This window comes from Hymenobacter gummosus (assembly GCF_003970915.1).
In the GTDB taxonomy this organism is placed as follows: domain Bacteria; phylum Bacteroidota; class Bacteroidia; order Cytophagales; family Hymenobacteraceae; genus Solirubrum; species Solirubrum gummosum.
The window spans coordinates 249378-273361 of sequence record NZ_RXOF01000003.1 but is presented as its reverse complement, the minus strand read 5'-3'; the positions used below and the strand labels follow the sequence as shown (position 1 = coordinate 273361).

Annotated in this window: 23 protein-coding genes; 13 read left to right on the top strand and 10 right to left on the bottom strand. The window is 61.2% G+C overall.

Annotation, left to right across the window (positions count from 1 at the left end; all coding sequences use genetic code 11):
• Nucleotides 1–178: 178 nt before the first annotated feature.
• Genes EJV47_RS07300 through EJV47_RS07290 form a run of 3 tightly spaced genes read left to right on the top strand, consistent with a single transcriptional unit; the run spans nucleotide 179 to nucleotide 1542 of the window.
• Nucleotides 179–439, top strand: a complete 261-nt coding sequence (locus EJV47_RS07300; RefSeq protein WP_126692490.1) for a hypothetical protein — start codon at nucleotides 179–181, stop codon at nucleotides 437–439.
• Between the two features lie 56 nt (nucleotides 440–495).
• On the top strand, nucleotides 496–1137 hold the full coding sequence (locus EJV47_RS07295; RefSeq protein ID WP_126692489.1) for a hypothetical protein: 642 nt from the start codon (nucleotides 496–498) through the stop codon (nucleotides 1135–1137).
• A 60-nt stretch (nucleotides 1138–1197) separates the two neighbouring features.
• Complete coding sequence (locus tag EJV47_RS07290; protein WP_126692488.1) at nucleotides 1198–1542, top strand: hypothetical protein; 345 nt, start codon at nucleotides 1198–1200, stop codon at nucleotides 1540–1542.
• Here EJV47_RS07290 and EJV47_RS07285 read toward each other — a convergent pair.
• Nucleotides 1539–2777 carry a TIGR03862 family flavoprotein gene (locus EJV47_RS07285; protein ID WP_126692487.1) on the bottom strand — a complete coding sequence of 413 codons (1239 nt, stop codon included), beginning with the start codon at nucleotides 2775–2777 and terminating at the stop codon, nucleotides 1539–1541. The two genes, EJV47_RS07290 and EJV47_RS07285, sit on opposite strands and share 4 nt — an antisense overlap.
• Nucleotides 2778–2880: 103 nt before the next feature.
• Here EJV47_RS07285 and EJV47_RS07280 point away from each other — a divergent pair, with 103 nt between their 5' ends.
• Nucleotides 2881–4077: a cation:proton antiporter domain-containing protein gene (locus EJV47_RS07280; RefSeq protein ID WP_126692486.1), complete on the top strand. Its 1197-nt coding sequence runs from the start codon at nucleotides 2881–2883 to the stop codon at nucleotides 4075–4077.
• Nucleotides 4078–4081: 4 nt separating this feature from the next.
• On the opposite strand, the gene EJV47_RS07275 is transcribed toward EJV47_RS07280, so the two are convergent.
• From EJV47_RS07275 to argH, 3 genes are all read right to left on the bottom strand, one after another.
• Nucleotides 4082–4876 (bottom strand): hypothetical protein, encoded by a 795-nt coding sequence (locus tag EJV47_RS07275; RefSeq protein WP_126692485.1) that lies wholly within the window; start codon nucleotides 4874–4876, stop codon nucleotides 4082–4084.
• 15 nt (nucleotides 4877–4891) lie between these two features.
• Nucleotides 4892–5428, bottom strand: coding sequence for a TetR/AcrR family transcriptional regulator (locus EJV47_RS07270; RefSeq protein ID WP_126692484.1), 537 nt, complete (start codon nucleotides 5426–5428; stop codon nucleotides 4892–4894).
• 582 nt (nucleotides 5429–6010) lie between these two features.
• Nucleotides 6011–7312, bottom strand: coding sequence for an argininosuccinate lyase (gene argH / locus EJV47_RS07265; protein ID WP_126692483.1), 1302 nt, complete (start codon nucleotides 7310–7312; stop codon nucleotides 6011–6013).
• A gap of 200 nt (nucleotides 7313–7512) precedes the next feature.
• Between argH and EJV47_RS07260 the strand changes: the two genes are divergently transcribed.
• Nucleotides 7513–7977, top strand: coding sequence for a VOC family protein (locus EJV47_RS07260; protein WP_126692482.1), 465 nt, complete (start codon nucleotides 7513–7515; stop codon nucleotides 7975–7977).
• Between the two features lie 84 nt (nucleotides 7978–8061).
• On the opposite strand, the gene EJV47_RS07255 is transcribed toward EJV47_RS07260, so the two are convergent.
• From EJV47_RS07255 to EJV47_RS07245, 3 genes are read right to left on the bottom strand one after another with little or no spacing between them, the layout of a single operon-like run.
• The gene (locus tag EJV47_RS07255) at nucleotides 8062–9132 is read right to left on the bottom strand and encodes a M20 family metallo-hydrolase (RefSeq protein ID WP_126692481.1); all 1071 of its coding nucleotides are present in this window, start codon (nucleotides 9130–9132) and stop codon (nucleotides 8062–8064) included.
• A complete protein-coding gene (gene argB, locus EJV47_RS07250; RefSeq protein ID WP_126692480.1) occupies nucleotides 9120–9902 on the bottom strand; it encodes an acetylglutamate kinase in 783 nt (260 codons plus the stop codon). The genes EJV47_RS07255 and argB overlap by 13 nt, the downstream gene beginning before the upstream one ends.
• 40 nt (nucleotides 9903–9942) lie before the next feature.
• Complete coding sequence (locus EJV47_RS07245; RefSeq protein ID WP_126692479.1) at nucleotides 9943–10332, bottom strand: hypothetical protein; 390 nt, start codon at nucleotides 10330–10332, stop codon at nucleotides 9943–9945.
• 830 nt (nucleotides 10333–11162) lie between these two features.
• Between EJV47_RS07245 and EJV47_RS07240 the strand changes: the two genes are divergently transcribed.
• From EJV47_RS07240 to carB, 8 genes are all read left to right on the top strand, one after another.
• Nucleotides 11163–11795 (top strand): GNAT family N-acetyltransferase, encoded by a 633-nt coding sequence (locus EJV47_RS07240; protein WP_207895846.1) that lies wholly within the window; start codon nucleotides 11163–11165, stop codon nucleotides 11793–11795.
• A 237-nt stretch (nucleotides 11796–12032) separates the two neighbouring features.
• On the top strand, nucleotides 12033–13226 hold the full coding sequence (gene argG / locus EJV47_RS07235) for an argininosuccinate synthase (RefSeq protein ID WP_126692478.1): 1194 nt from the start codon (nucleotides 12033–12035) through the stop codon (nucleotides 13224–13226).
• Nucleotides 13216–14196 carry an N-acetyl-gamma-glutamyl-phosphate reductase gene (gene argC, locus EJV47_RS07230; RefSeq protein ID WP_126692477.1) on the top strand — a complete coding sequence of 327 codons (981 nt, stop codon included), beginning with the start codon at nucleotides 13216–13218 and terminating at the stop codon, nucleotides 14194–14196. Before argG ends, argC begins: the two co-directional genes overlap by 11 nt.
• Before the next feature lie 134 nt (nucleotides 14197–14330).
• A complete protein-coding gene (locus EJV47_RS07225; protein WP_126692476.1) occupies nucleotides 14331–15470 on the top strand; it encodes an aspartate aminotransferase family protein in 1140 nt (379 codons plus the stop codon).
• 481 nt (nucleotides 15471–15951) lie between these two features.
• Nucleotides 15952–17037 (top strand): glutamine-hydrolyzing carbamoyl-phosphate synthase small subunit, encoded by a 1086-nt coding sequence (gene carA, locus EJV47_RS07220; protein ID WP_126692475.1) that lies wholly within the window; start codon nucleotides 15952–15954, stop codon nucleotides 17035–17037.
• Between the two features lie 163 nt (nucleotides 17038–17200).
• Complete coding sequence (locus EJV47_RS07215; protein WP_165903655.1) at nucleotides 17201–17590, top strand: hypothetical protein; 390 nt, start codon at nucleotides 17201–17203, stop codon at nucleotides 17588–17590.
• A 105-nt stretch (nucleotides 17591–17695) separates the two neighbouring features.
• The gene (locus tag EJV47_RS07210) at nucleotides 17696–18094 is read left to right on the top strand and encodes a hypothetical protein (protein WP_126692473.1); all 399 of its coding nucleotides are present in this window, start codon (nucleotides 17696–17698) and stop codon (nucleotides 18092–18094) included.
• A gap of 66 nt (nucleotides 18095–18160) precedes the next feature.
• Nucleotides 18161–21409 (top strand): carbamoyl-phosphate synthase (glutamine-hydrolyzing) large subunit, encoded by a 3249-nt coding sequence (gene carB, locus EJV47_RS07205; RefSeq protein ID WP_126692472.1) that lies wholly within the window; start codon nucleotides 18161–18163, stop codon nucleotides 21407–21409.
• Nucleotides 21410–21626: 217 nt separating this feature from the next.
• Here the strand turns inward: carB and EJV47_RS07200 are convergent, their stop codons facing one another.
• From EJV47_RS07200 to EJV47_RS07190, 3 genes are all read right to left on the bottom strand, one after another.
• Nucleotides 21627–22148 (bottom strand): hypothetical protein, encoded by a 522-nt coding sequence (locus tag EJV47_RS07200; RefSeq protein WP_126692471.1) that lies wholly within the window; start codon nucleotides 22146–22148, stop codon nucleotides 21627–21629.
• A gap of 40 nt (nucleotides 22149–22188) precedes the next feature.
• The gene (locus EJV47_RS07195; protein ID WP_126692470.1) at nucleotides 22189–22497 is read right to left on the bottom strand and encodes a hypothetical protein; all 309 of its coding nucleotides are present in this window, start codon (nucleotides 22495–22497) and stop codon (nucleotides 22189–22191) included.
• 815 nt (nucleotides 22498–23312) lie between these two features.
• On the bottom strand, nucleotides 23313–23909 hold the full coding sequence (locus EJV47_RS07190) for a Uma2 family endonuclease (protein WP_126692469.1): 597 nt from the start codon (nucleotides 23907–23909) through the stop codon (nucleotides 23313–23315).
• Nucleotides 23910–23984 lie beyond the last annotated feature (75 nt).

Genomic DNA, 23984 nt, shown 5'->3' with positions numbered 1-23984 from the left:
AACGGGCATACCTACGGCGAAAGGCCCCCGGAAGGTACACCCCGCCCGCATTCGGCCCGCCGAGCGGCGGCAGCGGGCCTCGTCGCGAGCCGCCGGCCGGCTATAAAAACCTTGCGTACGGGCGTCATTGTCCGTAACTTAGGAAGGCTGCCCGGCCCCTTGTGCCCGGCCTCCCCGTATGGTTCTGCTTGATTTTATCCTCGGCATCCTGTTCTGCGTGATTTTGTGGCTGCCACTGGTCACGGGCTACTGCGCCTACAGCTACGAGAGGTCGTTCTGGCTGTGGTTTGGGCTGGGCTGCCTGCTGCCGGGCGTCTCGTTTATCGTGCTGCTGGGGCTGTTGTGGCGGGAGCAGCGCAGCCCCGGCTACCGGCTGGTGCAGGAGGCCAAGCGCATCCTGGCCGAAGCCGCCGCCCACGAGGTAGAGCCCTACGAGTGAGCCGGGCCGGCGGTAGTATAGGCGCGGAGTGGTAAGTTGCCGGCTCACTGTTCCGTATGCACCTGTATTTTGCCCTGACCTCCCCGCTGCTGGAGGTAGCATCCGATGCCAACCCGTTTGTGATGCAGCTGGCCCGGGCCGACGACGCGCTGCTGCGCACCGACGGCGGGCAGCAGGCGCTGCGGGTGGAGCGTATCGGCGAGACGCTGCTGCACCGGCTGCTGTTCGAGCGGGTCCGCGGCATCCGGCCCCGGCACTACGCCGACCAACTGGCCCGTTTCGACGGGGGGCTGCACCTGGAAACGGCGGCCGGCACCCTGGATTTTCAGTGCTGCGGGGATTTGGGCGACGTGGCCGAGTGGGAACAGCTGCTGACGCCGTCCGCCGAGTGGCTGGAAATCTGGATTGGCCACCCCTGGGTGTACGCCCGCGTCGATGCGGAAACGGTGTACATATCGGAGTACTACGACTACAAGCCCGCGCCGGCGGATATCGAGCTGCGGCTACGGCTGCCCCGGGCCGAGTTTGCCGCCGCCCTGCAAGCGGCCATTGCCGGGCTGCACCAGTTCTTCCACCGGCTGCGCCGCGTCGTGCTGTCCCACCCGGCCTTCGACAACAAGCTCACCCTGCTGGCGGTCCTCACGGACGGCTATTTTCCCGCTACGGAGCCGCTGCCGGCCCCGCCCCAGGAGTGGTAGCGGGGCGCTCATGCAACGGCAGGACAACCTTCGCCGCTCCTGTTCTTAAAAGATGCTCCCATGGCTCAGCCTGCTATTCTCCGGCGCTTATGCCCGGTCGGGGCCGCCCTGCTGCTGCTGACCAGCTGCGAGTGTGAAATCGATGGCACCGGCGTCGTCCTTGACGCGCAGACCGGGCAGCCGCTGCCCGACGTAACGGTGAAGGCCTACGTGGGTAAGGCCCGCCGCCGCCATTTGGCCGATGAGTCGCGCACCAACGCCGCTGGGGGATTTGCCACGGGCGTGGGCCTAGTCAGCACCCTGTCTTCTGACTGCCCCGATTTGGTGGTCGAGCTGGAAAAGACGGGCTACGCCACCCAGCAGATCAAGAACCCCCGGGCTGATACCGTCCGCCTGCTGCGCTAAGCCGGGCGCTGGGTTTGCAGCCACTGCGCGATGCCCCGCGCCGCCCAGGCCCCGGTGCTGAAGCAGCCCTGCAGCAGGTAGCCGCCCGTCGGGGCCTCCCAGTCGAGCATTTCACCCGCCACGAAGGTGCCCGGCCGCCGCCGCAGCATCAGGTGCTTATCCACTTCCTCGAATGGCACGCCGCCGGCCGTGCTGATGGCCTCGTCGAGGGGGCGCAGGCCGCTGACGGGCAGGGGCAGAGCCTGTAGCAAAGCCGCTAGCCGGGCCGGGTCGTGCAGGGCCTCGGCCGGGGCGGCCTCGCGCAGCAGGGTGGGCACCGGCGGCCCCAGGCGCAGCTGCTGGCGCAGCACTTCGGGCAGGGAGCGGCCGCGCCGGGGCTGCTGCAGGCGCATAAGCAGCTCGGCGGCCGCCACGTCGGGCTTGAGGTTGAGCAGGAGCGGGGCGGGGCCGCCCGCCGCCAGGGCCTGGCGGATGGCGGGCGTGAGGGCGTACACCGGCGTGCCTTCCAGGCCGTAATCCGTCAGCATGATTTCGCCGCGGGCGGTAGACTCGCCGCAGCGCAGGGCCACGTTCTTGAGCGGGGTGCGGCCCACCTTCTCGCGAAAGAAGGCCGACCAGCCGACTTCCACGCCGCAGTTGCCGGGCTGAAAGGGAACTACCGGCACGCCGGCTTCGGTGGTTAGTACCGCCGCCCAGCGGCCGTCGGAGCCGGTTTTGGCCCAGCTGGCGCCGCCCAGGGCCAGCAGCGTAGCCCGCGGCTGCAAGATGAACTCCTGGCCGCTTCGTTCGTCGCGCAGGCGCAGGCCGGCCGCCCCGTCGAAGCCCAGCCAGCGGTGGCGGGTGTGCAGGCTCACGCCCAGCTCGGCCAGGCGGCGCAGCCAGGCCCGCAGCAGCTGCGCCGGCTTGTGCTCCTCCGTGGGGAATACCCGGCCGCTGCTGCCCACGTAGGTGCTGATGCCCAGCGCGGCCGCCCACGCCCGCAGCTCCGTCGGCCCGAAGGCGGCCAGATACTGCTCAAACTCCCGCTGCCGCTCGGCGTAGCGCGGCCCGAAATCGGCCACCGGCTCCCCGTTGGTGAGGTTGAAGCCCCCGTGCCCGGCCACCAGAAACTTGCGCCCCGCGGTGGCTTGGGCCTCGAACACGGCCACCCCGGGCACGCCCGCCTCGGCCAAATGCTGGGCCGCCAGCAGGCCCGCCGGCCCGCCACCGATGATGGCTACGCTAGGATTGATCATGCTGCTCTGAAAACCGCCGAAGAAGCCCCGGCCGGGCCACAAAAATAGCCACCCGGCCCGGTTGCCGCCGGTCGAAGACGGTTGAGTTGCGTATGTTGGGCGCATGGGACCCTACTCCATCCTCATCTACCTCAGCATTGCCGTCATCCTTTCCTACCTGTTCGACCTAGCCGCCCGGGCCACCAAGGTGCCCTCGGTGCTGATGCTGCTGCTCACCGGCATTGCCATCAAGCAGGCCGTCGACTACACCGGCGCCACCGTCATGCTGCCGCGCGTGACCCTGGAGCTGCTGGGCATCGTGGGGCTGATTATGATTGTGCTGGAAGAGTCATTGAACCTGCAGCTTAGCCGCGACAAAGGCCCGCTGGTGCGGCGCTCCTTCGCGGCGGCGGCGCTGATGCTGCTGGCGCAGGCCTTTGCCATCGGGGCGCTACTGCAGTGGTACCTGGGGGCGGCCGTGCCGTTTCAGACCTGCCTGCTCAACGCCGTGCCGCTGGCCGTTATCAGCTCGGCGGTGGCCATTCCGAGCGTGTCGGGCCTGGGCAGCGCGCAGCGGGAGTTTATCGTCTACGAAAGCACGTTTTCCGACATCCTGGGCATCATGCTTTTCAACTTCGTGGCCCAGGACAACTTCGCCCAGGGCATTTCGGCCGTCACCTTCACCCGCGACCTGCTGGCCATCCTCGTCGTGTCGGTGCTGGCCACGGCCGTCCTGGCCTTCCTGCTCGACCGCATTCGTCACCACGTCAAGTTTTTCCTGGTGCTGGCCTTTCTCATCCTGATTTACTCCCTGGCCAAGAAGCTGCACCTGTCCTCGCTGCTGGTGGTGCTGGTGTTCGGGCTGGTGATTCGCAACGCGGCCGTGTTCCTACGCGGGCCGCTGCAGCGCTGGTTTCACCTGGAGCGCCTGCAGGACGAGCTGCACCAGCTGCAGAGCATCACCGCCGAGTCGGCCTTCCTCATCCGGACGTTCTTTTTCCTGCTGTTCGGCTTCTCCATTTCCCTGGGCAATATCCTGGACGCGCGCCTGCTGCTGCAGGGTGTGCTCATCGTGGGCGTGCTCACGCTCATCCGCTTTTTCTACCTGCGCTACGTGGCCCGCACCAGCCTGATTCCGGAGGTGTTCATCGCGCCCAAGGGCTTGATTACCATTCTGCTGTTCTACAGCATTCCGCAGCAGCACCTCATCGGCGAAGTCAGCGAAAACATCCTGTTTATCGTCATCCTGCTCACCGGTCTGCTCATGCTCGTCGGCCTGCAGCTCAGCGGCCGCGAGCAGCCCGAAATCGGGGAATACTGAGACCTCAGCGCAGCACCTGGTAAAAGTCTTGCTTCGGCAGCTCCGCCGTCACCTCCGCCACAGTGGGCTGCTCATTAATATCGCCTACCCCGATTTCCGCGCCGAACACGTTGACTACCCACCGGGCAAATTCCGGCTGGATGTTGGGGTCGTGCAGGCGGGTGCGGTGTAGGGTCTGGGGCGAGTGGGCCAGTTCGCGCCGCACCCGCGCCCGGCCATAGCGCTGCACGCACAGCTCCAGGTAGAGCCGGTGCACCTGCGTGCCGTTGGTTTCGCAGTGGGCCAGCCAGGGGCGCAACACCGCCAGCGCAGCGTCTGGTCGGTTCAGCTGCTGGTAGGCGTAGGCGCATAGAATGGCGTCCTGCGTGCCCACGGTCAGCAAGTTGTTGGTATCTGAGAAGCCTTCGTATGGCTGGCAATTATCCCGGTAGTAGCCGATTAACCCTTCGAACTGCTGCCGGGCGGCCGTTGGCTGGCCGCGCCGCGCCAGGGCCACGGCCTGCTGGCAATAGCGGCGCACCGGCGGACTCATCTCCAGCGGGTAGTCGTACTTGAGGTAGCTGAAGATGCCCGTGGCCACCGCCACCGTATCCAGCCGTTGGTTTACCACAAAGACGCTGTCGGGCCGCCGGTAAACCGAATCGGCCTGCCAGTAAAGCTGCTCCAGCAGCGCCGCATCCTCGGGCGCCTGCTGCGGGCGGGTTTGGGGTGGCCAGGCCAGCAGGCCGCCCGCCGTCAGAACGCCGGCGCCCAGGGCCACCACAGTCCAGCGGCCAAGGGCGCGTACGGGCGGGCTCATTGGGGCGGCCGCTGGCTACTGCGGCTGGTATTTGCGCTTGATAAACTCCAGCAGGTCGCGCACGTGCTCGTCGGTCTTGTTGGCCTCGATTTTCCAGAGCGCCTCCACCAGGATCAGCAGCAGCCCCGATTCCTTTTCCGGCTCCTCGTAGCCCAGCGCCCGAAACGCCTTTTCCAGCAACGCGGGCACCGGCTGCATAAACCGCTCGTGCTGCTGCCGCGCCGATTCTACGTCGGCCAGGCGGTACTGCAGCTTCCAGAAGTGAGGCTCGGCCTGCACCAGCTTGTAGGGCAAATCGATGACGGCGTGGATGAACTTGAGCGGGTCGGTTTCGGCCAGCCAGCCGCGGTTTTCCTCAATGATGCGCTTGTAGCCGCTGCGGATGACGAAGTCGAGGAGTTGGTCCTTGGAGCCGAAGTGCTTGAAAATAAGGGCTTCCGAAACTCCCGCTGCCTTCGCAATCTGCTGCGTGGAAGCGTTTTCGAAGCCCTTCTCCCCAAAGAGCTGCAAGGCTACCTGAGCGATGTGCTGTTTGCGGTTGATTGTGGACATAGGGGCTGTTCGTGCGGCCGAAACCCGGGCGCGCCGGCTGATTATCGGCCAAATATGGCTAAAACGCTGCAAGTTCGCCCCATTGGCGCATAGTTGCGTTGTTTTTATACCAAAGAGGCAGGCCAAAAAAAACGACCGGCCGACTCGGGGTTTCCGAATCGGCCGGTCTTGGGGCTCGATAGGTCGGCTTGGGGCCGATTCTCGAAAGGGTTCCGGCTGGGGTGGGACAACAGCCGGTAGAACAGAACGTGGTAGTAAACTAACTAGCAACTAGTGGGAGTCATTGCCCGTTAGTGAGAGCAATATTACGCAAAGGATTGCAGATACCAGTAAGTGTTAGCTTACTTTTTTTTGTGAGTGCGCACTCACCATGCGAAAGTTGTTCTATAAGTGTCTGACTATAAGCTAATTTTTGTCTGTAAAATTTTTTACTATTTGCGCGGTTTTTAGTGCGTATTTTTTTGAATTGCCCAGTAAAACGCCGCAATCAGAGGTTAGTCAGCAAAAAGCCCCGGCCATTGCTGACCGGGGCCGAACCCGCAGAATCACTCCCGAAAAGGATTGCGGCAAACCCGGCTGCCGCTACTGCAGCAAGCGGCTTTGCTCGCGGAAGCGCCGCACCTTCGCCTCGATTTCGGCCAGGCCAAGGTTGTGCACGCTGCCCAGGTGGGTGGTCTGGAACTTGCGGTGGGGCTGGTAGCTGCCGTCCTCCACGGCGTGGCCCACCTGTTTGTAGGCCTCGCGGAAGGGCACGCCGGCCTGAATCAGCTGGTTGATGTTTTCGACGGTGAAAATGGCGTCGTACTTGGCCTGCTCCACCAGGGCGGGCTTGATGCGCAGCTCCGGCAGGGCAAACAGCACGATGTCGAGGATATCCATAAACTGCACCAAGGGCTCGAACAGCAGCTCCTTCAGAAGCTGGAAGTCACGGTGGTAGCCCGAGGGCAGGTTGTTGGTGGCCAGGATGATGGTGTTGGGCACGCCCTGCAGGCCGTTGCAGCGGGCCCGGATCAGCTCGAACACATCCGGATTCTTCTTGTGCGGCATGATGCTGCTGCCCGTGGTAAAGGCGGCCGGCAGCTCCACGAAGGCCAGATCCTGGGAGTTGTAGAGCACCAGGTCGTAGGCCATTTTCGAGAGGGTGGCGGCGGCGCCGGCCAGGGCAAAGGCCACGGTCTTCTCGGTTTTGCCGCGCAGCATCTGGGCGCCCACGCTGCTCACCGCCAGGCTGCCAAAACCGATTTCGCGGGTCGTCTGCGCCCGGTCGATGGGGAAGGAGGAGCCGAAGCCCGCGCCGGAGCCCAGCGGGTTCTGGTCGGCCACGGTGTGGGCGGCCTCAAACAGGGCCAAATCGAGGAGCAAATGCTCGGCGTAGGCTGAAAACCAGAGGCCAAAGGAGCTGGGCATGGCCGCCTGGAAGTGCGTGTAGCCGGGCATCAGGTCCCGCTGGTGCTGCTCGGCCTTCTGCAGCAGCACGTCCACCAGCTGCAGCATTTTGGCCGCGGCGCGCTCGGTGTAGTCCTTCAGAAACAGCTGGATGGCCGTGAGCACCTGGTCGTTGCGCGAGCGGGCGGTATGAATCTTCTTGCCCGCGTCGCCGAACTTCGCGGTGAGGTAGTACTCGATTTTGGAGTGCACGTCCTCGAACTCCGGCTCGATGACGAAGGTGCCTTCTTCGAGCTGGGCGGCCAGTTCCCCGAGGCCCTGCTGCAGCTGTTCGTTTTCCGCCGCCGAAATCAGGCCCACCTGCGCCAGCATGCTGGCCTGGGCTTTTGAGGCCTGCACGTCGAACGGCGCCAGGTACATATCCAGCTCCCGGTCGCGCCCCACGGTAAACTGCTCGATCTTCTTATCGACGGCAATGCCTTTGTCCCAAATCTTCATGCGGCAAAAGTAAGTGGCGGCGCGCGTACGACTACCGATGGCGCCAGGGCTTCCGGCCCGCAGAGGCCGCGGCAGTTTCGCAGCAGGGGCGGCAGACGGTCCGGTGCTTGGCGCAAATGCCCCCGGAGGTTGGCGCAAGCGCCCTGTCGGCCGGGCAGAACGGGAGACTACCTTTGAGCCTTCACAAAGCTGCCACCGCCATGCAGAAAATCACCACTTTCCTGACTTACGACCAGCAGGCGGAAGAAGCCGCCAAGCTCTACGTCGGTTTGTTCGAGGACGCGGAAATCACCAACACTACCTACTATAAGGAGGGAATGCCCGTGCCGGCCGGTCGCGTCATGTCGGTGGAGTTCCGGCTGGCGGGGCAGGAGTACGTGGCGCTGAACGGCGGCCCGCACTTCCGCTTTGCCGAGGGCATGTCCCTGTTCGTGAGCTGCCAGGACCAGGCCGAAATTGACCGGCTGTGGGTGGCGCTGACGGCCGACGGCGGCCAGCCGGGCCAGTGCGGCTGGCTGAAAGACCGGTTTGGCGTGTCGTGGCAGTTGATTCCGCACAACCTGCGTCAGCTGCTCAGCAGCCCCGACCCGGACCGGGCCCGGCGCAAGATGGCGGCCATGCTGCAGATGCACAAAATCGACATTGCCGCGCTGGAACAGGCGTAGCGCGGGCTTTAGCCCGCGTCCGTTCGCGCCGCCTGCAAATCGTTCGGGCGAAATTGTCCGGGCGGACGCGGGCTAACGCCCGCGCTACAGCGTCAGCCCTTCCAGCAGCTCGATGTAGCCCCGGATGCCGCCGCGGATTTCGCTGAGCAGGATGTACTCGTCGGGCGTGTGGGAGCGGGCCGAGTCGCCGGGCCCGACTTTCACCGTGTCAAACGGCATCATCGACTGGTCCGACAGCGTGGCCGAGCCGAACGTTTTGCGCCCCAGCGCCAGGCCGCGCCGCACCAGCGGGTGCTCCGGGCCGATGCGCGAGGAATTCAGGTGGGTGGAGCGCGGCTGCACCTCGGCCTGCACGTGCTGGCGCACAATGTCGACTACCTGCTCGTTGGAATAACATTCGTTGGTGCGCACGTCCACCACGAAGCTGCAGCGGTCGGGCACGACGTTGTGCTGGGAGCCGGCCTGGATTTGCGTCACCGTCATTTTCACCGGTCCGAGCAGGGGCGAGACTTCCGGAAACTGGTACTGCCTGAGCCAGCTAATGTCGTCCAGGGCCTTGTAGAGGGCGTTTTCGCCTTCGTTGCGGGCCGCGTGGCCGGTGCGGCCGTGGGCGGTGCAGTCGAGTACGACGAGGCCCTTTTCGGCCACGGCCAGGTCCATCTGCGTCGGCTCGCCCACGATGCCCAGCTGTAGCGGCGGCAGCAGGGGCAGTACGCTCCGGATGCCGCCCGCGCCGGATATTTCCTCCTCGGCCGTAATGGCGCAGATAAGGTTGTAGGCCAGGTCGGCCCGCTCGTAGAAATGCAGGAACGTCGCCAGCAGACTTACCGCCGAGGCGCCAGCGTCGTTGCTGCCCAGGCCCGTCAGCCGGTCGCCCTCCACCACGGCCCCGAACGGGTCGTAGGTCCAGGAAGCGCCGGGCTTCACCGTGTCGTGGTGGGAGTTGAGCAGGATGGTGGGTTTGGCCGCATCGAAGTGCCGGTTCCGGGCCCAGACGTTGTGCCCGGCGCGCTGGGGCTCGATGCCGTAGCCGCGCAGAAAGTCTGCCAGCAGCTCTGCCGTAGGCCCTTCCTCCCGCGAAAAGGATTGGGTTTTAATCAGGCTGATGAGCAGTCCGATGGCGGCATCTGCCAACGGCTCGGTTAGCTGCGGCATAGCACGGTCTTGACGGGCTGGTTGATTTTTAGCGCGTGCTCGATAACTACCTTTTCCACCCCGGCCTCCAGCGCGGCAAAGGCATTATCCAGCTTGGGAATCATGCCGGCCGCAATGACGCCCTCGGCCTTGAGCTGCTGGTACTGCTGGGGCTGAATCTGGGGAATCACCGAGGCTTCGTCGTTGATGTCGGCCAGTACGCCGTCCTTCTCAAAGCAGAAGTGCAGCTCCACCTCGTACGGCGCGGCCAGGGCGCGGGCCACGGTGCTAGCAATGGTGTCGGCGTTGGTATTCAGCAGTTGGCCCTGCCCGTCGTGGGTGATGGCGCAGAGCACGGGCGTGAGGCCGGCTTCGAGCAGCGTGCCGAGCAGCTGGGCATTTACGCTGCCGGCCGGCAGGTCACCCACGAATCCGTAGTCGATTTCCTTCACGGAGCGCTTCACGGCCCGAATGACGTTGCCGTCGGCCCCCGAGAGGCCCAGGGCGTTGGTGCCAGCGGCCTGCAGGGCGGCTACCAGCTGCTTGTTGGTTTTGCCGGCGTAGAACATGGTCACCACGTCCAGCGTGGCCGCGTCGGTGATGCGGCGGCCCTGCACCATCTGCGGCTGAATGCCCAGCTCCTGTAGCATCTGGCTGGCGCCTTTGCCGCCGCCGTGCACCAGGATTTTGCGGCCCGCCACCCGGCTGAATTCGCCCACGAAGGCCTGCAGCTGCGCCTCGTCGTCGAGCACGCCGCCACCTATTTTGAATACTTTGAGAAGTTGTTTCATGGTGCTGATAATCTGCGTGGTCGAAGGGAGGTTGGCCGGGCTAATCCTCGTCTTCCTCCTCCGTCGCCCACTGCGACAAATCGTTTACGGGCCGGGGCAGCCGGCCTTCGAGCCACTGCTTCAGGGTCGCCGGCGCGAAACCCGACTGTTTGGCTTCGATAACCCAGGCCAGGCACTCCGCCGGGCCGCCGTTCAGGTACGGCGGGGGCGAAACCGGGTAGAACGTGGTTGGCAGCCGCTCATTCACCGAGAGGTAATTGACCACGTGACCCAGCTCCTGCACCACCTGCCAGGCCAGTGGGTGGTGAATATCGATGCTGAATTTCACCCACCACAGCCCGTCCGGGGCCGTTCCTCGGTCGATGCCGGGTTCAATAGCGGGTATCTGGATCAGAAAGTCAGTCAGCGAATCAAGTGCGCCTTCGCTCATAAAAAAAGCAGGAAAAGGATGGGCGGGCCGTAGCGCGGAGCCGTCGGGCGCAGGCGGCGGCTGTGCCTGCCGAAAAGCCCCTGGCCGGCCCGGAAACCGCCCGCAATTCTACGACCGATTTTGAAACGATTTTCGCCCCATACGCATTATGCAGCCGAAATGACCACCTCTGCCATGCTCCGACGACCCTCACCGACCACGCTGCCGCTGCGCCTTGAGCGCACCGGGCGGGCAGGGGCGGAGCCGTCGTGGTCCTCTACCCGCATTTGATACCGATTTTGGGCGGCCGGTTGCGTTATTTTTTTGCTACGCGCCGGTTTTTTCTCTGCCCGATTTCAGTCGACAAGCCCCCGCAACCGTAGAAGTTAGCCAGCTTTCCGGCTTCGGTTGCCCGGCCAGTCAGCCCGCCCCCGCCGCCATCGGCATTCCGGCGCGTTTGCATTGTAACGACTGACGAGTATGTTTGCGAAAAATTTCAGGAGTGGTAGCCGCCAATACCGGCGTGGCCCACGAGCGGAGAGGACTCTAACGACACAAACTGGCTGCACGAGTGTAGGACGCGGTAACTGTACTGATGGTGGGTTGACTTAGTCCCCGCCTGCGCAACGCCCCCGAGGGCGCGTTGCCCGCCCCCAGCCAATCCTCCCCAACTGGCACTTTTCCCGGATACCGGCCGCTCATCGGAGCCGGCTGGTCGTTGCGACACCCCGCCACCCAGGGTTGCTTCGCGCCGCGTACCGCTCGCACGGTACATCTGCTGAATTTCCTGAACCCTCTTCGACTTTCTGCCGCGCCCTTTGCAAGTGGTCGGCACCATCGTCACCTGCCCCATGATCCTCCGAGTTGCTAATGCTGCCGATGTGCAGTACGTGGACACGCTTTGCCAATGGTACGAGGAATCGGCCAAGCAGCGCGGCGTGGGCATTGCCAAGCGCGACCCTAAATACCTGACCAAGAAGATGGAAATGGGCAATGCCATCATTGCCTTCCTCGACGACCAGCTGGCCGGGTTCTGCTACATCGAGACGTTTGAGGACGAGAAATTCGTCGTCAACTCGGGGCTGATTGTCAATACCCAGATGCGCAAGGAGGGGCTGGGCCGCGCTATCAAGCACGCGGTGTTTAAACTCTCGCGCACGAAGTTTCCGCAGGCCAAGCTGTTCGGCATCACCACCTCCGGGCCGGTGATGAAGATGAACACCGACCTGGGCTACCGCCCCGTCGCTTTCCCCGAGCTGACGCAGTCGGACGACTTCTGGAAAGGCTGCTCCTCCTGCAAGTACTACCCAATCCTGGAGGAAAACCAGCGCCGCATGTGCCTATGCACCGGTATGGTCTACGACAACCTCAACGACGAGTACGGGCAGCAGGCCCAGGCTACCATCGATTTCCTCGACAAGCCCAAGGACGCGCCCGGCTCGGAAGAACCGGCCGTGGCGCCGAATTCGAACTTCAGCATCTAAAGCGCCTCTGGCGTTCAAAACTGAACGTCATTCCGAGCGCAGCCGAGGAACCAAAGGAAGGCGCAAGCCAATCTCGCTGGATAGTAATCTTCTCGTTGAACGAGGATTCTACTATCGGGCATCAGTACGCGAGATGTCTCGACAAGCTCGACATGACGTTCTAGCGGTGTCGTTCGGATCAAGCCACGACGCCCGACCCAACAACGCACACTCTCTTAAGAACCCTCTCACAGTCTCATGTCCCAAAAAAAGGTAGTTCTCGCCTATAGCGGCGGCTTGGATACGTCCTACTGCGTCGTGTATCTGACGCGCGAACTAGGGCTGGAAGTCCACACGGTCATCGTCAACTCGGGCGGCTTCTCCCAGGAGGAGCTGGCCGGCATCGAAAAGCGCGCCTACGAAATGGGCTCCAAGCGCCACGAGGTTATCGACGTCACCGAGCGGTTCTACCAGCAGTGCCTGCGCTACCTGCTGGCGGGAAATATTCTGAAGAACGACACCTACCCGCTGAGCGTCAGCGCGGAGCGCATGTTTCAGAGCCTGGCGCTGGCCGAGTACGCCCGCGAGAATAAGGCCGACTACATTGCCCACGGCAGCACCGGCGCCGGCAACGACCAGGTGCGCTTCGACGTGGCCTTCTCGGTGATTTCGCCCAACACCGAAATCCTGACGCCCATCCGCGACCTGCGCCTCTCGCGCCAGCAGGAAATCGAGTACCTGCAACAGAACGGGGTGGAAATGAGCTGGGAAAAAGCCAAATACTCCATCAACAAGGGCATCTGGGGCACCAGCGTGGGCGGCGTCGAGACGCTGACCTCGCGCCAGGGCCTGCCCGAGTCGGCCTGGCCGACCCAGTTGAGCAAGCACGAGCCGCAGGAAATCAGCATCACCTTCGAGCAAGGGGAGCCGGTGGCCCTGAACGGCGAGCAGATGAAGCCGGTGGACCTCATCGTGGCCCTGAACGAGCTGGCCGGGCAGTACGCCATCGGCCGCGACACCCACGTGGGCGACACCATCCTGGGCATCAAGGGCCGCGTGGGTTTCGAGGCCCCGGCGCCGCTCATCCTCATCAAGGGGCACCACTTACTGGAAAAACACGTGCTGTCGCGCTGGCAGCTGCTGCACAAGGACTACATCGCGGGCTGGTACGGCACGCTGCTGCACGAGGCCCAGTACCTCGACCCGGTGATGCGCGACATGGAAGCCTTTTTGGAGTCGTCGCAGGAGCGGGTGTCGGGCACGGTGTACGTGTCGCTGAAGCCCTATCAGTTTGAGCTACTAGGCATCGAGTCGCAGTTCGATATGATGCAGTCGAAGGTGGCCACCTACGGCGAGGAGAACAACGCCTGGGACTCGCGCGACGCGAAGGGCTTCATCAAGATTTTCAGCAACCAGTTGCGCATTCACTCCTCTTTCAACGATGAAAATTAAGGTTGGCATCGTCGGCGGGGCCGGCTACACGGCGGGCGAACTGATTCGCATTCTGCTCCACCACGAGTTTGTGGAACTGGGCGCCATTGTCTCCTCCTCCAGCGCCGGCAGCCCGGTGTACCAGGTGCACGACGATTTGGTGGGCGAGACGGACTTGCGCTTTGCCGCCGCGCTGGCGGGTGATGAGGACGTGGTGTTCCTCTGCCTGGGGCACGGCAACTCGCGGACGTTTCTGGAAAAGAACCCGCTGCCGGAAACCACCCACGTCATCGACCTTAGCAACGACTTCCGCCTGGGCGCCGACCGGGAGTTTCAGGACCGCGAGTTCGTGTACGGGCTGCCGGAACTAAATCGGGCGCGCATTCAGCAGGCGCAGAGCATTGCCAACCCTGGCTGCTTTGCCACGGCCATTCAGCTGGCGTTGCTGCCGCTGGCCCAGGCCGGCAAGCTGACGGAGGACGTGCACGTATCGGCCATTACCGGCTCGACGGGCGCGGGGCAGAGCCTCTCGGAAACGGTGCACTTCTCCTGGCGCAGCAGCAACGTGTCCATCTACAAGCCCTTCACGCACCAGCACCTGGGCGAAATAGGGGAGAGCCTGACGCAGCTGCAGCCGGAGCTGGAAAGCGAAATGCACTTCATCCCGTACCGCGGCAACTTCACCCGCGGCATCTTCGCCACGGTCTACACGCCTTCGGATTTGACGCAGGACGAGGCGCGGGCACTATATAAGGAGTTCTACGCCGACGCGGCGTTTACCACGGTGTCGGACGCGGAGGTGCACCTGAAGCAGGTGGTTAATACTAACAAGTGCCTGCTGCACGTGCAGAAATTCGGCAAGCAGCTGCTCATCACCTCGGTTATCGACAACCTGGTGAAGGGCGCTTCGGGCCAGGCCATCCAGAACATGAACCTGCTCTTCGGCCTACCCGAAACGACGGGTTTGAATCTTAAGTCGGTGCTGTTCTAAACCCCACCCCCGACCCCTCCCCTCCGGGAGAGAGGAGCCACGGGAACAACGAATTTTTCAAACTCAAAAGCCCAATACTCCAGAACGCACCCCTCTCCCAGAGGGGAGGGGCCGGGGGTGGGGTAATCAAAGAAATGGAGCTTTTCAACGTCTATCCGCTCAACGACATCACGCCGGTGCGCGCCCTCGGGGCCCAGCTCTGGGACGACCGGGGGCAGCAGTACCTCGACTTCTACGGCGGCCACGCCGTGATTAGCATCGGCCACTCGCACCCGCACTACGTGCAGCGCATCACCGAGCAGGTGCAGAAAATCGGGTTCTACTCGAACTCGGTGCACATCCCGATTCAGCGCGAGCTGGCCCGGAAGCTGGGCGCGGTGTCGGGCTACGCGGATTACGCGCTGTTCTTGTGCAACTCCGGGGCCGAGGCCAACGAGAATGCGCTGAAGCTGGCTTCCTTCCACACCGGTAAGAGCCACGTCATTGCGTTCAAAGGCGCTTTCCACGGCCGCACCTCGGGCGCGGTAGCGGCCACCGACAACCAGAAAATCGTGGCGCCCTTCAACGCCGGGCACCAGATCAGCTTCCTGCCCTACGATTTGGCCGAAGTGGAGCACGTGCTGCAGGGCGACAAAACCTGCGCCGTCATCATCGAGCCGATTCAGGGCGTGGGTGGCATCATCATGCCCTCGGATGAGTTTCTGCAGGGGCTGGAGCAGCTGTGCCGGCAGTACGGCGCGGTGCTTATTGCCGACGAGGTGCAGAGCGGCTACGGGCGCAGCGGCAAGTTCTTCGCCCACCAGCACGCCGGCGTGCGGCCGGGCATCATCTCGGTGGCCAAGGGCATGGGCAACGGCTTCCCCATCGGCGGCATCCTGATTGCGCCGGAATTTCAGGCCTCGTACGGGCTGCTGGGCACCACCTTCGGCGGCAACCACCTGGCCTGCGCCGCCGCGCTGGCCGTGCTGGAAGTCATCGAGCAGGAAAACCTGCTAACCCACGCCGCGGAAATGGGCGAGTACCTGCGCCAGGAGCTGCTGGCCAACGCCGGCGCCCAGGAAGTGCGCGGCCGCGGCCTGATGGTGGGCATCAAATACGACTTCCCCATCAAGGACCTGCGCGACAAGCTGCTGACGGAGTACCACATCTTCGTCGGCAACGCCTCCGACCCCGGAGTGCTGCGCCTGCTGCCGCCGCTGAACATCAAGCGCGAGGAAGTCGACCAGTTTTTGCGGGCGCTGTACGCAATTATTCCGGCGGAAGTAAGGAGTTAAGCGGTTTGTGGCCTAACTTGCGGCCTTAATGAGTGGCACCACAAGGTTCACGAGCAACGCTCACCTTCTGATCAGCTGCACGCTGCCGTTTCAACTAATTGCGCAGCCCCTGGCCGGTTCTTTCCCCGAAAGCACGGCCACCCAATCCCCTTTCTTCCAGCAGGCCTGCCCGCCCGATTTCCCGATGCCTGGCATCTGGGAGCGGCCGGGCGCGGGACCGATTGATCTACCTTCGTTCGCTCCCGTTTGGTTACCCTCGTTCGGCTGGAATAGACCCCTACTGTTTGGTTCTGTTCCAGCCGAAATTGTATCCGGGCGGTTCGGACCTCACCCCCCGGCCCCTCTCCAAAAGAGAGGGGTGCGTTCTGACAAACAACGGCCTCGTCACTGTCGTCTGGCTCCCCCTCTCTTTTGGAGAGGGGGCCGGGGGGTGAGGTCCCCGCAGAAAATCAACAGAGTAAACCCTTTTTCGCAAAACAGAGTGGAAAACGCTAAATCGGTGAAGCTGGTGCTGGAAGACGGCACCGAAATCGAGGGCCAATCTTTCGGCGCCTTCACCTCGGCCGCGGGCGAGGTGGTGTTCAGCACGGCCATGACCGGCTACCCCGAAAACCTCACCGACCCGTCCTTCGCCGGGCAGATCCTGGTGCTGACCTACCCCATCGTGGGCAACTACGGCGTGCCGGGCGAGGAGCTGTACGAGTCGATTTCCAAGATTTTCGAGTCGGACAAGATTCACGTGGCCGGCCTGGTGGTCAACTACTACTCCGAGGAGCACAGCCACTGGCACGCCGCCAAGAGCCTGGGCGAGTGGCTGGCCGAGTACAACATCCCCGGCATCTACGGCGTGGACACGCGCATGCTCACCAAGAAGCTGCGCGAGAAGGGCGCCATGCTGGGCAAAATCGTGGCCGAGCAGGACGTGCCCCTGCACGACCCCAACCAGGACAACCTGGTGGCGCAGGTGAGCCCCGACGGCGTGCAGCACTACGGCACCGGCCAACACAAAATCGTGCTGGTGGACTGCGGCACCAAGACCAACATCATCCGCTGCTTCCTGGAGCGCGACGTGGAGCTCATCCGCGTGCCCTGGGACTACGACTTCACCCAGCTCGACTACGACGGCCTGTTCCTGAGCAACGGCCCCGGCGACCCGAAAATGTGCGTGCCCACCATCGAGCACCTGCAAAAAGCCCTGCAGCAGGACAAGCCCATCTTCGGCATCTGCCTGGGCTCCCAGCTCATGGGCCTCGCGGCCGGCGGCGACACGTTCAAGCTCAAGTACGGCCACCGCAGCCACAACCAGCCCGTGAAGCTCACCGGCACCCAGCGCAGCTACATCACCAGCCAGAACCACGGCTTCGCGGTGGACACCAAGACGCTGCCCGCCGAGTGGGACATGCTGTTCGAGAACCTCAACGATGGCACCTGCGAAGGCATCAAGCACAAAACCAAGCCCTTCTTCTCCACCCAGTTTCACCCCGAAGCCGCCGGCGGCCCCCAGGACACGGAGTTTCTCTTCGACCAGTTCCTGGACGAGGTAGAGAAGTACAAGGCTGGCAAGTAGCCGAACGACCAACCTCAGCACGACGAAAAAGAACGTCATGCTGAGCTTGTCGAAGCATCTCTACCGCTTCGCCATGCAATTCAGAATTGCAACTGAAATTAGAAAAGGTAGAAACGTTGTTTGAAACTCAATGAACATAGTTTTCTACCTCTTATTTCTGGCCTTGAACTACTACATGCTACTTGTTCTCCCCAAACGGATTACAAGAAAGCAGTTAGTAATCGGGTTGGTGCTTTCGTTTGTGTTGTTGATTGGCTTTGCGGCTCTAATGAGAGCTTATATTAGCCCATCAGCTGATGCCGAGGGAAGTATTTTATCCTCTATAGCTAATTCGATTCAACTAATTATCATGCTGTCGATAATGAATCAGTTTTCAATATTGATGGTAGATATGGTGAGAGGATTTCATGAAGAAAATAACCAAGAAAACTTGCACAGATTTCCTGTCAGTTTGCTGGTACAGCATCATGAGAGAATAAAAAGAGTATTTACCTGGTTTTGGACCATTGCTCCTGTGATAGTTCTCACTGGCATATGGTTCAGAGGGAAGTAACCGCGTCCAACGAAGCGGTAAAGATGCTTCGACAAGCTCAGCATGACATTCTGCACCACACGCAAACTCACCCTCTAAATTCGCCCCCTCAAACGCACTTTCCATATGCCAGAAAAACGTAGAGGTCTGCCGAATTGGGTGTTTATCGTAGCTGGCGCCCTGGTGCTTGCCGTGTACTTGTTCAGCAAGTTCGTGGGCCAGAAGACCATTTTGAAAGCGGTGCTCGGGGAGCCGGGCGACTTGGTGGCTCGGGCCATGAAGTCGGCCAAATACTCCCCGCGCATCACCAACCGCATCGGCGAAATAAGCGGCACCAACTTCAAGGTGCAGCAGCTCGGAGCCAAGAAAGACACGAACGTTTTTCAGTTCCTGCTGCAAGGCGAGCGGGGCGACGCCACCATCAAGCTCTGGATGGTCAAGCGGCGAGCCGGGAAATGGGACATCATCAAAACCGACACGCTGTTTAGCGCGAAGAAAACTGCCGCCGCGCAGGCAAGCGAATAAGCTGTAGCCAGCTTCAACAAGACTTTTAACACGACCCCCGCATAGGGCTGTTGCTTCACTCCTAGAATGGAAAAACCACAGAAAGTTCTCATCCTCGGTTCCGGTGCCCTCAAAATCGGGGAGGCCGGTGAGTTCGATTACTCCGGTTCGCAGGCCCTCAAGGCGCTGAAAGAGGAAGGCATCCGCACCATCCTCATCAACCCCAACATTGCCACCGTGCAGACGTCGGACGACATTGCCGACGACGTGTACTTCCTGCCCGTGACGCCCTACTTCGTGGAACGCGTCATACAAAAGGAGCAGCCCGACGGCATTCTGGTGGCCTTCGGCGGCCAGACGGCCCTTAACTGCGCCGTGGCCCTGTACCGCGCCGGCGTGTTCGAGAAGTACAACGTGCGCGTGCTCGGCACGCCCGTGCAGAGCATCATCGACACCGAGGACCGCGACATCTTCAAGGAAAAGCTCGACCAGATCGGCGTGCTCACGGCCCGCAGCGAAGCCGTAACCACGATGGAGGACGCCTTGGCCGCGGCTGAGCGGATTGGCTTCCCCATCATCGTGCGCGCCGCCTTTGCGCTGGGCGGCCTGGGCAGCGGCTTCGCCAACAACATGGACGAGCTGCGCACCCTGGCCCAGAAATCCTTCTCGACCTCGGACCAGATCTTGGTGGAGGAGTCCTTGAAGGGCTGGAAAGAGGTGGAGTACGAGGTGGTGCGCGACCAGTTCGACAACTGCATCACCGTCTGCAACATGGAGAACTTCGACCCCATCGGTATCCACACCGGGGAGAGCATCGTGGTGGCCCCGTCGCAGACCCTGAGCAACCGCGAGTACCACAAGCTGCGCAGCATCGGCATCAAGACTATCCGCCACCTGGGCATCGTGGGCGAGTGCAACATTCAGTACGCCCTCGACCCGCACTCGGAGGAATACCGCGTGATTGAGGTGAATGCCCGTTTGTCGCGCTCCTCGGCCCTGGCTTCCAAGGCTACCGGCTACCCGCTGGCTTTCGTGGCCGCCAAGCTGAGCCTGGGCTACTCCCTGGCCGAGCTGAAAAACAGCGTGACGCAGACCACTTCGGCCTTCTTCGAGCCCTCGCTCGATTACCTGGTGGTGAAGCTGCCGCGCTGGGACTTAAGCAAGTTTGCGGGCGTGCAGCGCCAGATTGGCTCGGCCATGAAGAGCGTGGGCGAGGTTATGGCCATCGGCAAAACCTTCGAGGAAGCCGTGCAGAAAGGCCTGCGCATGCTGGATACCGGCCGGCGCGGCTTCGTGGCCAACAAGCCCGAGCCCATCGACCTGGCGGACCTCGACCGGCTGCTGAGCGAGCCGAACGAGGAGCGCATCTTCGCCATCAACGAGGCCTTCCAGGCCGGCTACGACGTGGAGCGCGTGTACGAGCTGACGCGCATCGACCGGTGGTTTTTGCAGCGCCTCTACGGCATCTACCAGCTGAGCCTGGAGCTGGGTGAGAAGCGCCAGCAGGGCGGCCTTGATGCCCTCGACACCGACCTGCTGCGCCAGGCCAAGAAATCGGGCTTCTCGGACCAGCAGCTGGCCGTGCAGCTGCTCGGCCCGGCCGAGGTGAAGGCCAACGAAATGCTGGTGCGCGCCCGCCGCAAGGCCCTGGGGGTGCTGCCCGTGGTCAAGCAAATCGACACGCTGGCGGCCGAATTCCCGGCCCAGACCAACTACCTCTACCTGACCTACCACGGCACCGAAAACGACCTAGCGCCGGAAACCGACAAGTCGGTGGTGGTGCTGGGCTCGGGCGTGTACCGCATCGGCTCGTCGGTGGAGTTTGACTGGTGCGGCGTAAATGCGGCCCAGACGGTGAACGAGGAGGGCTACAAGTCCATCATCATCAACTACAACCCCGAAACCGTCTCGACCGACTACGACGTGTCGGACCGCCTGTACTTCGAGGAACTGAGCTACGAGCGGGTGATGGACATTCTGGACTTCGAGGCGCCGCAGGGCGTGATTCTGAGCACCGGCGGGCAGATACCGAACAACATTGCCACCCGCCTCGAAGCAGCCGGCGCGCCCATCCTGGGTACCGCCGCCTCCCGCATCGACGAGGCCGAAAACCGCCACAAGTTCAGCAGCATCATGGACGAGCTGGGCATTGCCCAACCGCGCTGGAGCGAGCTGACCACCATGGAGGCCATCTACGACTTCGTGAAGCAGGTGGGCTTCCCGGTGCTGATCCGGCCGAGCTACGTGCTGTCGGGCGCGGCCATGAACGTGGTGTCGAACCCGCGGGAGCTGGAGGAGTACCTGAAGCTGGCCGCCGAGGTCAGCGCCGAGTACCCGGTGGTGGTGTCGCAGTTCATCCAGGATGCCAAGGAAATCGAGCTGGACGCGGTGGCCGACAAGGGCGAAATCGTGTCGTACGCCATTTCCGAGCACGTGGAGTTTGCCGGCGTGCATTCGGGTGATGCGACGATGTACTACCCGCCGCAGCGCGTGTACGTGGGCACGGTGCGCAAGCTCAAGGTCATTGCCGAGAAGATTGCCAAGCGCTTCCAGATCAGCGGGCCGTTCAACATCCAGTTCCTGGAGAAAAACCGCGAAATCCGCGTCATCGAGTGCAACCTGCGCGCCTCGCGCTCCTTCCCGTTCGTGAGCAAGGTATCGGGCAACAACCTGATCAAGAAGGCCACCAAGGTGCTGCTCGGCCAGCACGTCGACCGCGACGCGAGCGAGCTGGTGTACGACCTGCCCTTCGTGGGCGTGAAGGCCTCGCAGTTCTCCTTTACCCGCCTGCAGGGCGCCGACCCGGTACTGCGCGTGGACATGACGAGCACCGGCGAAGTGGGCTGCCTGGGCGACACGGCCGAGGAAGCGCTGCTGAAGTCCCTGCTGTCGGTGGGCTACCGCATTCCGGAGAAGACGGTGCTGATGTCCAGCGGCCCGCTGACGTCCAAAGTGGCTTTGCTGGAATCGGCCCAGGTGCTGGTGCAACGCGGGTACACCATCTACGCCACGCACGGCACGCACAGCTTCTTCGCCGAAAACGGCGTGCCCAGCTCCCTGGTCTACTGGCCCGACGAGCTGCAGGAGCCCAACGCCCTGACCTACCTGCGCGAGCGGAAAATCGACCTGGTCATCAACATTCCCAAGAACACGACCAAGGGCGAGCTGGACAACGACTACAAAATCCGCCGCACGGCCGTCGACTTCAACATCCCGCTCATCACCAACGCCCGCCTGGCCAAAGCCTTCATCCACGCCTTCACCACGCTGAAAATGCAGGATTTGAGCATCAAGAGCTGGAAGGAGTTTAAGGCGCAGACCGAGCCGGTGCTGTAAGCCGGTAGCATCGGGCCGAAACGCATGGTTTCCGGGCGCCTTCCCAGTGGAAGTTGCCCGGAAACCATCGTTTTTGCCCTACTTCCACTAGGAAGGTGGACGGAATCAGTTGGTTTTGGCCTGCTTCCCAGTATAAGCTACCCGGAAACCATTGATTATGTCCTCATGCCACCAGGAAGTTACTCGAAAACGATGGTTTTCGGGCAGCTTACATATGCTACTGTATTGCATTGTAGGTATTGTTCTTCTGATGATCTATTACCTGCGTCAGCAACTCAATCAATACCGAAAATACATCGTCAAATCCATGCCAGAGGAGAGGGTCTTTGCCTCCATGAAATAAGTTGCAACGAAAGCTATACGTGATTAGAATTAGGACTTGTATTTTTGATTCCTTACTTGTTTCTTCTTCAAGTAATGCGCGTTTTAGCTGCGCAAAATGGCTTTTTGGAAAGCGAAGTGACTTGAGGTATTTTGTTGGTTTGTTTTGTTTGTCAAAGTATCTTCCTCTGAAAAATAATATATGTTCATCTATATTGATATACTCTTGATGCACTTGAGTTAGCGCTGATAATATTCTATTTATCATATTATCGCCTTGTCCTTTGCTTATAACTTCTCTTTCAAACATTGCATATACCCAAACGAAGTACATGGAATTGCTGCCTTTTGTTAGTTGGTCGAAATTATGTACCCCGTAACGCTTGCTTATCCAAGCGTTGGGATTGAAGTTGTCCATAATATTACTAGCGACTCTGGTGTTTATTGGAAAGGCTAAATTATTTTGCTGTAGTTATTTCGGATAGTTTTGCTTTTAGATGAAGTAGATTTCCTTCTATTGTTCTTCTCTTGGAGAATAAGTCTTCTGTTTCGTCGTCAAGATAGCCCGATCCGCCTTCAAGTGAAATATGATTGTTTATATTGTTTAATCTTTTTTCAAGAGCGTCTATTTCTGCTTTCAAAGAATTAACTTTATCCTCTTTACTCCTAGTGTCTATGTGCTCAATGTTGCTACTATTAGAGCCTAAATATCTTATTGCTATATAGATCAGTAAAACGGTTCCTATTATTGCCAGGGACTCATTCATGGCTTCTTTGATTTACGTGTCTTCTTTTGTCGAAGATATATACAATATTTTATCATGCAAGCTTTGTGTAAATTCAACTGGAATAAATTGTTATTTATCAAATCTGCGTCGGCAAAACCGCCCAAGCCCGCCGCCAAACGGCTACCTTCGCCCTACCGCACGGTTATTCCACCTCACCACACGGCTGCCTCCTGAAAAGGTGAAGCCCTAGCTGGTGGAACAGCTAGGGCTTCGAGAAGTAGGTGGAAGAAGCACCTAACTTCTTGTCGCAATGAGAAGAAATCGTGCGTCGAAGGTAAGACGTAACGTCCGCCTTCGCAAACCTATACCAACGCAGCCCGAAAATGGTTTCCGTTGGTGGTGGCTGGTTCAGGAGCTGGTCAAGGCGGTGCTTACCGCCGCGGCCCGGCACTGGATAGGCTAACCGGGGTTGGCAAGGAGCGGAGCCGGCTGGCTCCGCTCCTTGTTTTACGCGGCAAATGTGCAGCGTAACTAGTGCCGAACGTGAGAAATCAATCGTTGGAAGGAGTGTAAGGCGCAGACCGAGCCGGTGCTGTAAGCCGGTAGCATCAGGCTTTTATACATGGTTTCCGGGCAACTTTCCAGTGGAAGTTGTTCGGAAACCATCGTTTTTGCCCTACTTCCACTAGGAAGGAGACCGGAATTAGTTGGTTTTGGCCCACTTCCTAGTGGAAGTTGCCTGGAAACCATTGTTTATGTGCTCCTGCCACTGGGGAGTTGCTCGGAAACGATGGTTTTCGAGCAACTACCACTAGGAAGGTGCTTACCATGCAATGGTTGCTCACCAATCAGCCCTACCGCAGGGGCCGCAAATCCAGCGCGAAGCCGGGCAACAGTGGCTCGGCACTCAGGCTGCCCGTGAAGCTGCTGACTTCTTCCGGTTCCTGGTCTGGGCGGTAAATGGTGGCGGTTTCGCTGCTGGGGTCGATGAGGAAGCCGAGTTGTACGCCATTTTCCAGATACGCTTCCATCTTGCGGCGCAAGGCCGTTAGGCCATCCGAGGGCGAGCGAACCTCCGCCACGAAGGCGGGGCATAAAGGTGGAAAACGCTGCTTCTGCTCCTCGCTCAAGGTGTTGTAAGCGGCTTTGGGTACCCACGAGGCATCGGGGGAACGGACGGAGCCATCGGGCAGGGTGAAGCCGGCCGAAGAATCGAAAACGTAGCCTAACTGGTGCTGACGGTTCCACAGCCAGAGCTGTGCATATACTTCGCCGGACTTGCGGCTTGATTCGGCTCCGGCGGGCGGCATGGCAATAAGTTCATGATTGTTGGAGCGCTCCAGGCGCAGGTCGGGGTTTTGCTGGCAGAGCTGGAAAAACTCTTCGTCCGTGAACCGGGTCAGCAAGGGGCCGCGCAGCACCACCGCATAGTTGATATCGGCGAGGGTCATGGCAATCAGGGGAATGGGGCTATTGTAAATATACGGGCCGGGCAGGAGGAATAGCGCAGGGCGGCGCTTCGTACC

Coding starts and splice junctions, on each gene's coding strand:
- EJV47_RS07285 (WP_126692487.1), bottom strand. CDS start 2,777: ATGATCAATCCTAGCGTAGCCATCATCGGTGGCGGGCCGGCGGGCCTG.
- EJV47_RS07280 (WP_126692486.1), top strand. CDS start 2,881: ATGGGACCCTACTCCATCCTCATCTACCTCAGCATTGCCGTCATCCTT.
- argC (WP_126692477.1), top strand. CDS start 13,216: ATGAAAATTAAGGTTGGCATCGTCGGCGGGGCCGGCTACACGGCGGGC.
- EJV47_RS07195 (WP_126692470.1), bottom strand. CDS start 22,497: ATGAATGAGTCCCTGGCAATAATAGGAACCGTTTTACTGATCTATATA.
- carB (WP_126692472.1), top strand. CDS start 18,161: ATGGAAAAACCACAGAAAGTTCTCATCCTCGGTTCCGGTGCCCTCAAA.
- EJV47_RS07275 (WP_126692485.1), bottom strand. CDS start 4,876: ATGAGCCCGCCCGTACGCGCCCTTGGCCGCTGGACTGTGGTGGCCCTG.
- EJV47_RS07225 (WP_126692476.1), top strand. CDS start 14,331: ATGGAGCTTTTCAACGTCTATCCGCTCAACGACATCACGCCGGTGCGC.
- argB (WP_126692480.1), bottom strand. CDS start 9,902: ATGAAACAACTTCTCAAAGTATTCAAAATAGGTGGCGGCGTGCTCGAC.
- EJV47_RS07255 (WP_126692481.1), bottom strand. CDS start 9,132: ATGCCGCAGCTAACCGAGCCGTTGGCAGATGCCGCCATCGGACTGCTC.
- EJV47_RS07245 (WP_126692479.1), bottom strand. CDS start 10,332: ATGAGCGAAGGCGCACTTGATTCGCTGACTGACTTTCTGATCCAGATA.
- argH (WP_126692483.1), bottom strand. CDS start 7,312: ATGAAGATTTGGGACAAAGGCATTGCCGTCGATAAGAAGATCGAGCAG.
- EJV47_RS07270 (WP_126692484.1), bottom strand. CDS start 5,428: ATGTCCACAATCAACCGCAAACAGCACATCGCTCAGGTAGCCTTGCAG.
- EJV47_RS07260 (WP_126692482.1), top strand. CDS start 7,513: ATGCAGAAAATCACCACTTTCCTGACTTACGACCAGCAGGCGGAAGAA.
- EJV47_RS07210 (WP_126692473.1), top strand. CDS start 17,696: ATGCCAGAAAAACGTAGAGGTCTGCCGAATTGGGTGTTTATCGTAGCT.
- EJV47_RS07240 (WP_207895846.1), top strand. CDS start 11,163: ATGATCCTCCGAGTTGCTAATGCTGCCGATGTGCAGTACGTGGACACG.
- EJV47_RS07295 (WP_126692489.1), top strand. CDS start 496: ATGCACCTGTATTTTGCCCTGACCTCCCCGCTGCTGGAGGTAGCATCC.
- EJV47_RS07200 (WP_126692471.1), bottom strand. CDS start 22,148: ATGGACAACTTCAATCCCAACGCTTGGATAAGCAAGCGTTACGGGGTA.
- EJV47_RS07300 (WP_126692490.1), top strand. CDS start 179: ATGGTTCTGCTTGATTTTATCCTCGGCATCCTGTTCTGCGTGATTTTG.
- EJV47_RS07190 (WP_126692469.1), bottom strand. CDS start 23,909: ATGACCCTCGCCGATATCAACTATGCGGTGGTGCTGCGCGGCCCCTTG.
- EJV47_RS07290 (WP_126692488.1), top strand. CDS start 1,198: ATGGCTCAGCCTGCTATTCTCCGGCGCTTATGCCCGGTCGGGGCCGCC.
- argG (WP_126692478.1), top strand. CDS start 12,033: ATGTCCCAAAAAAAGGTAGTTCTCGCCTATAGCGGCGGCTTGGATACG.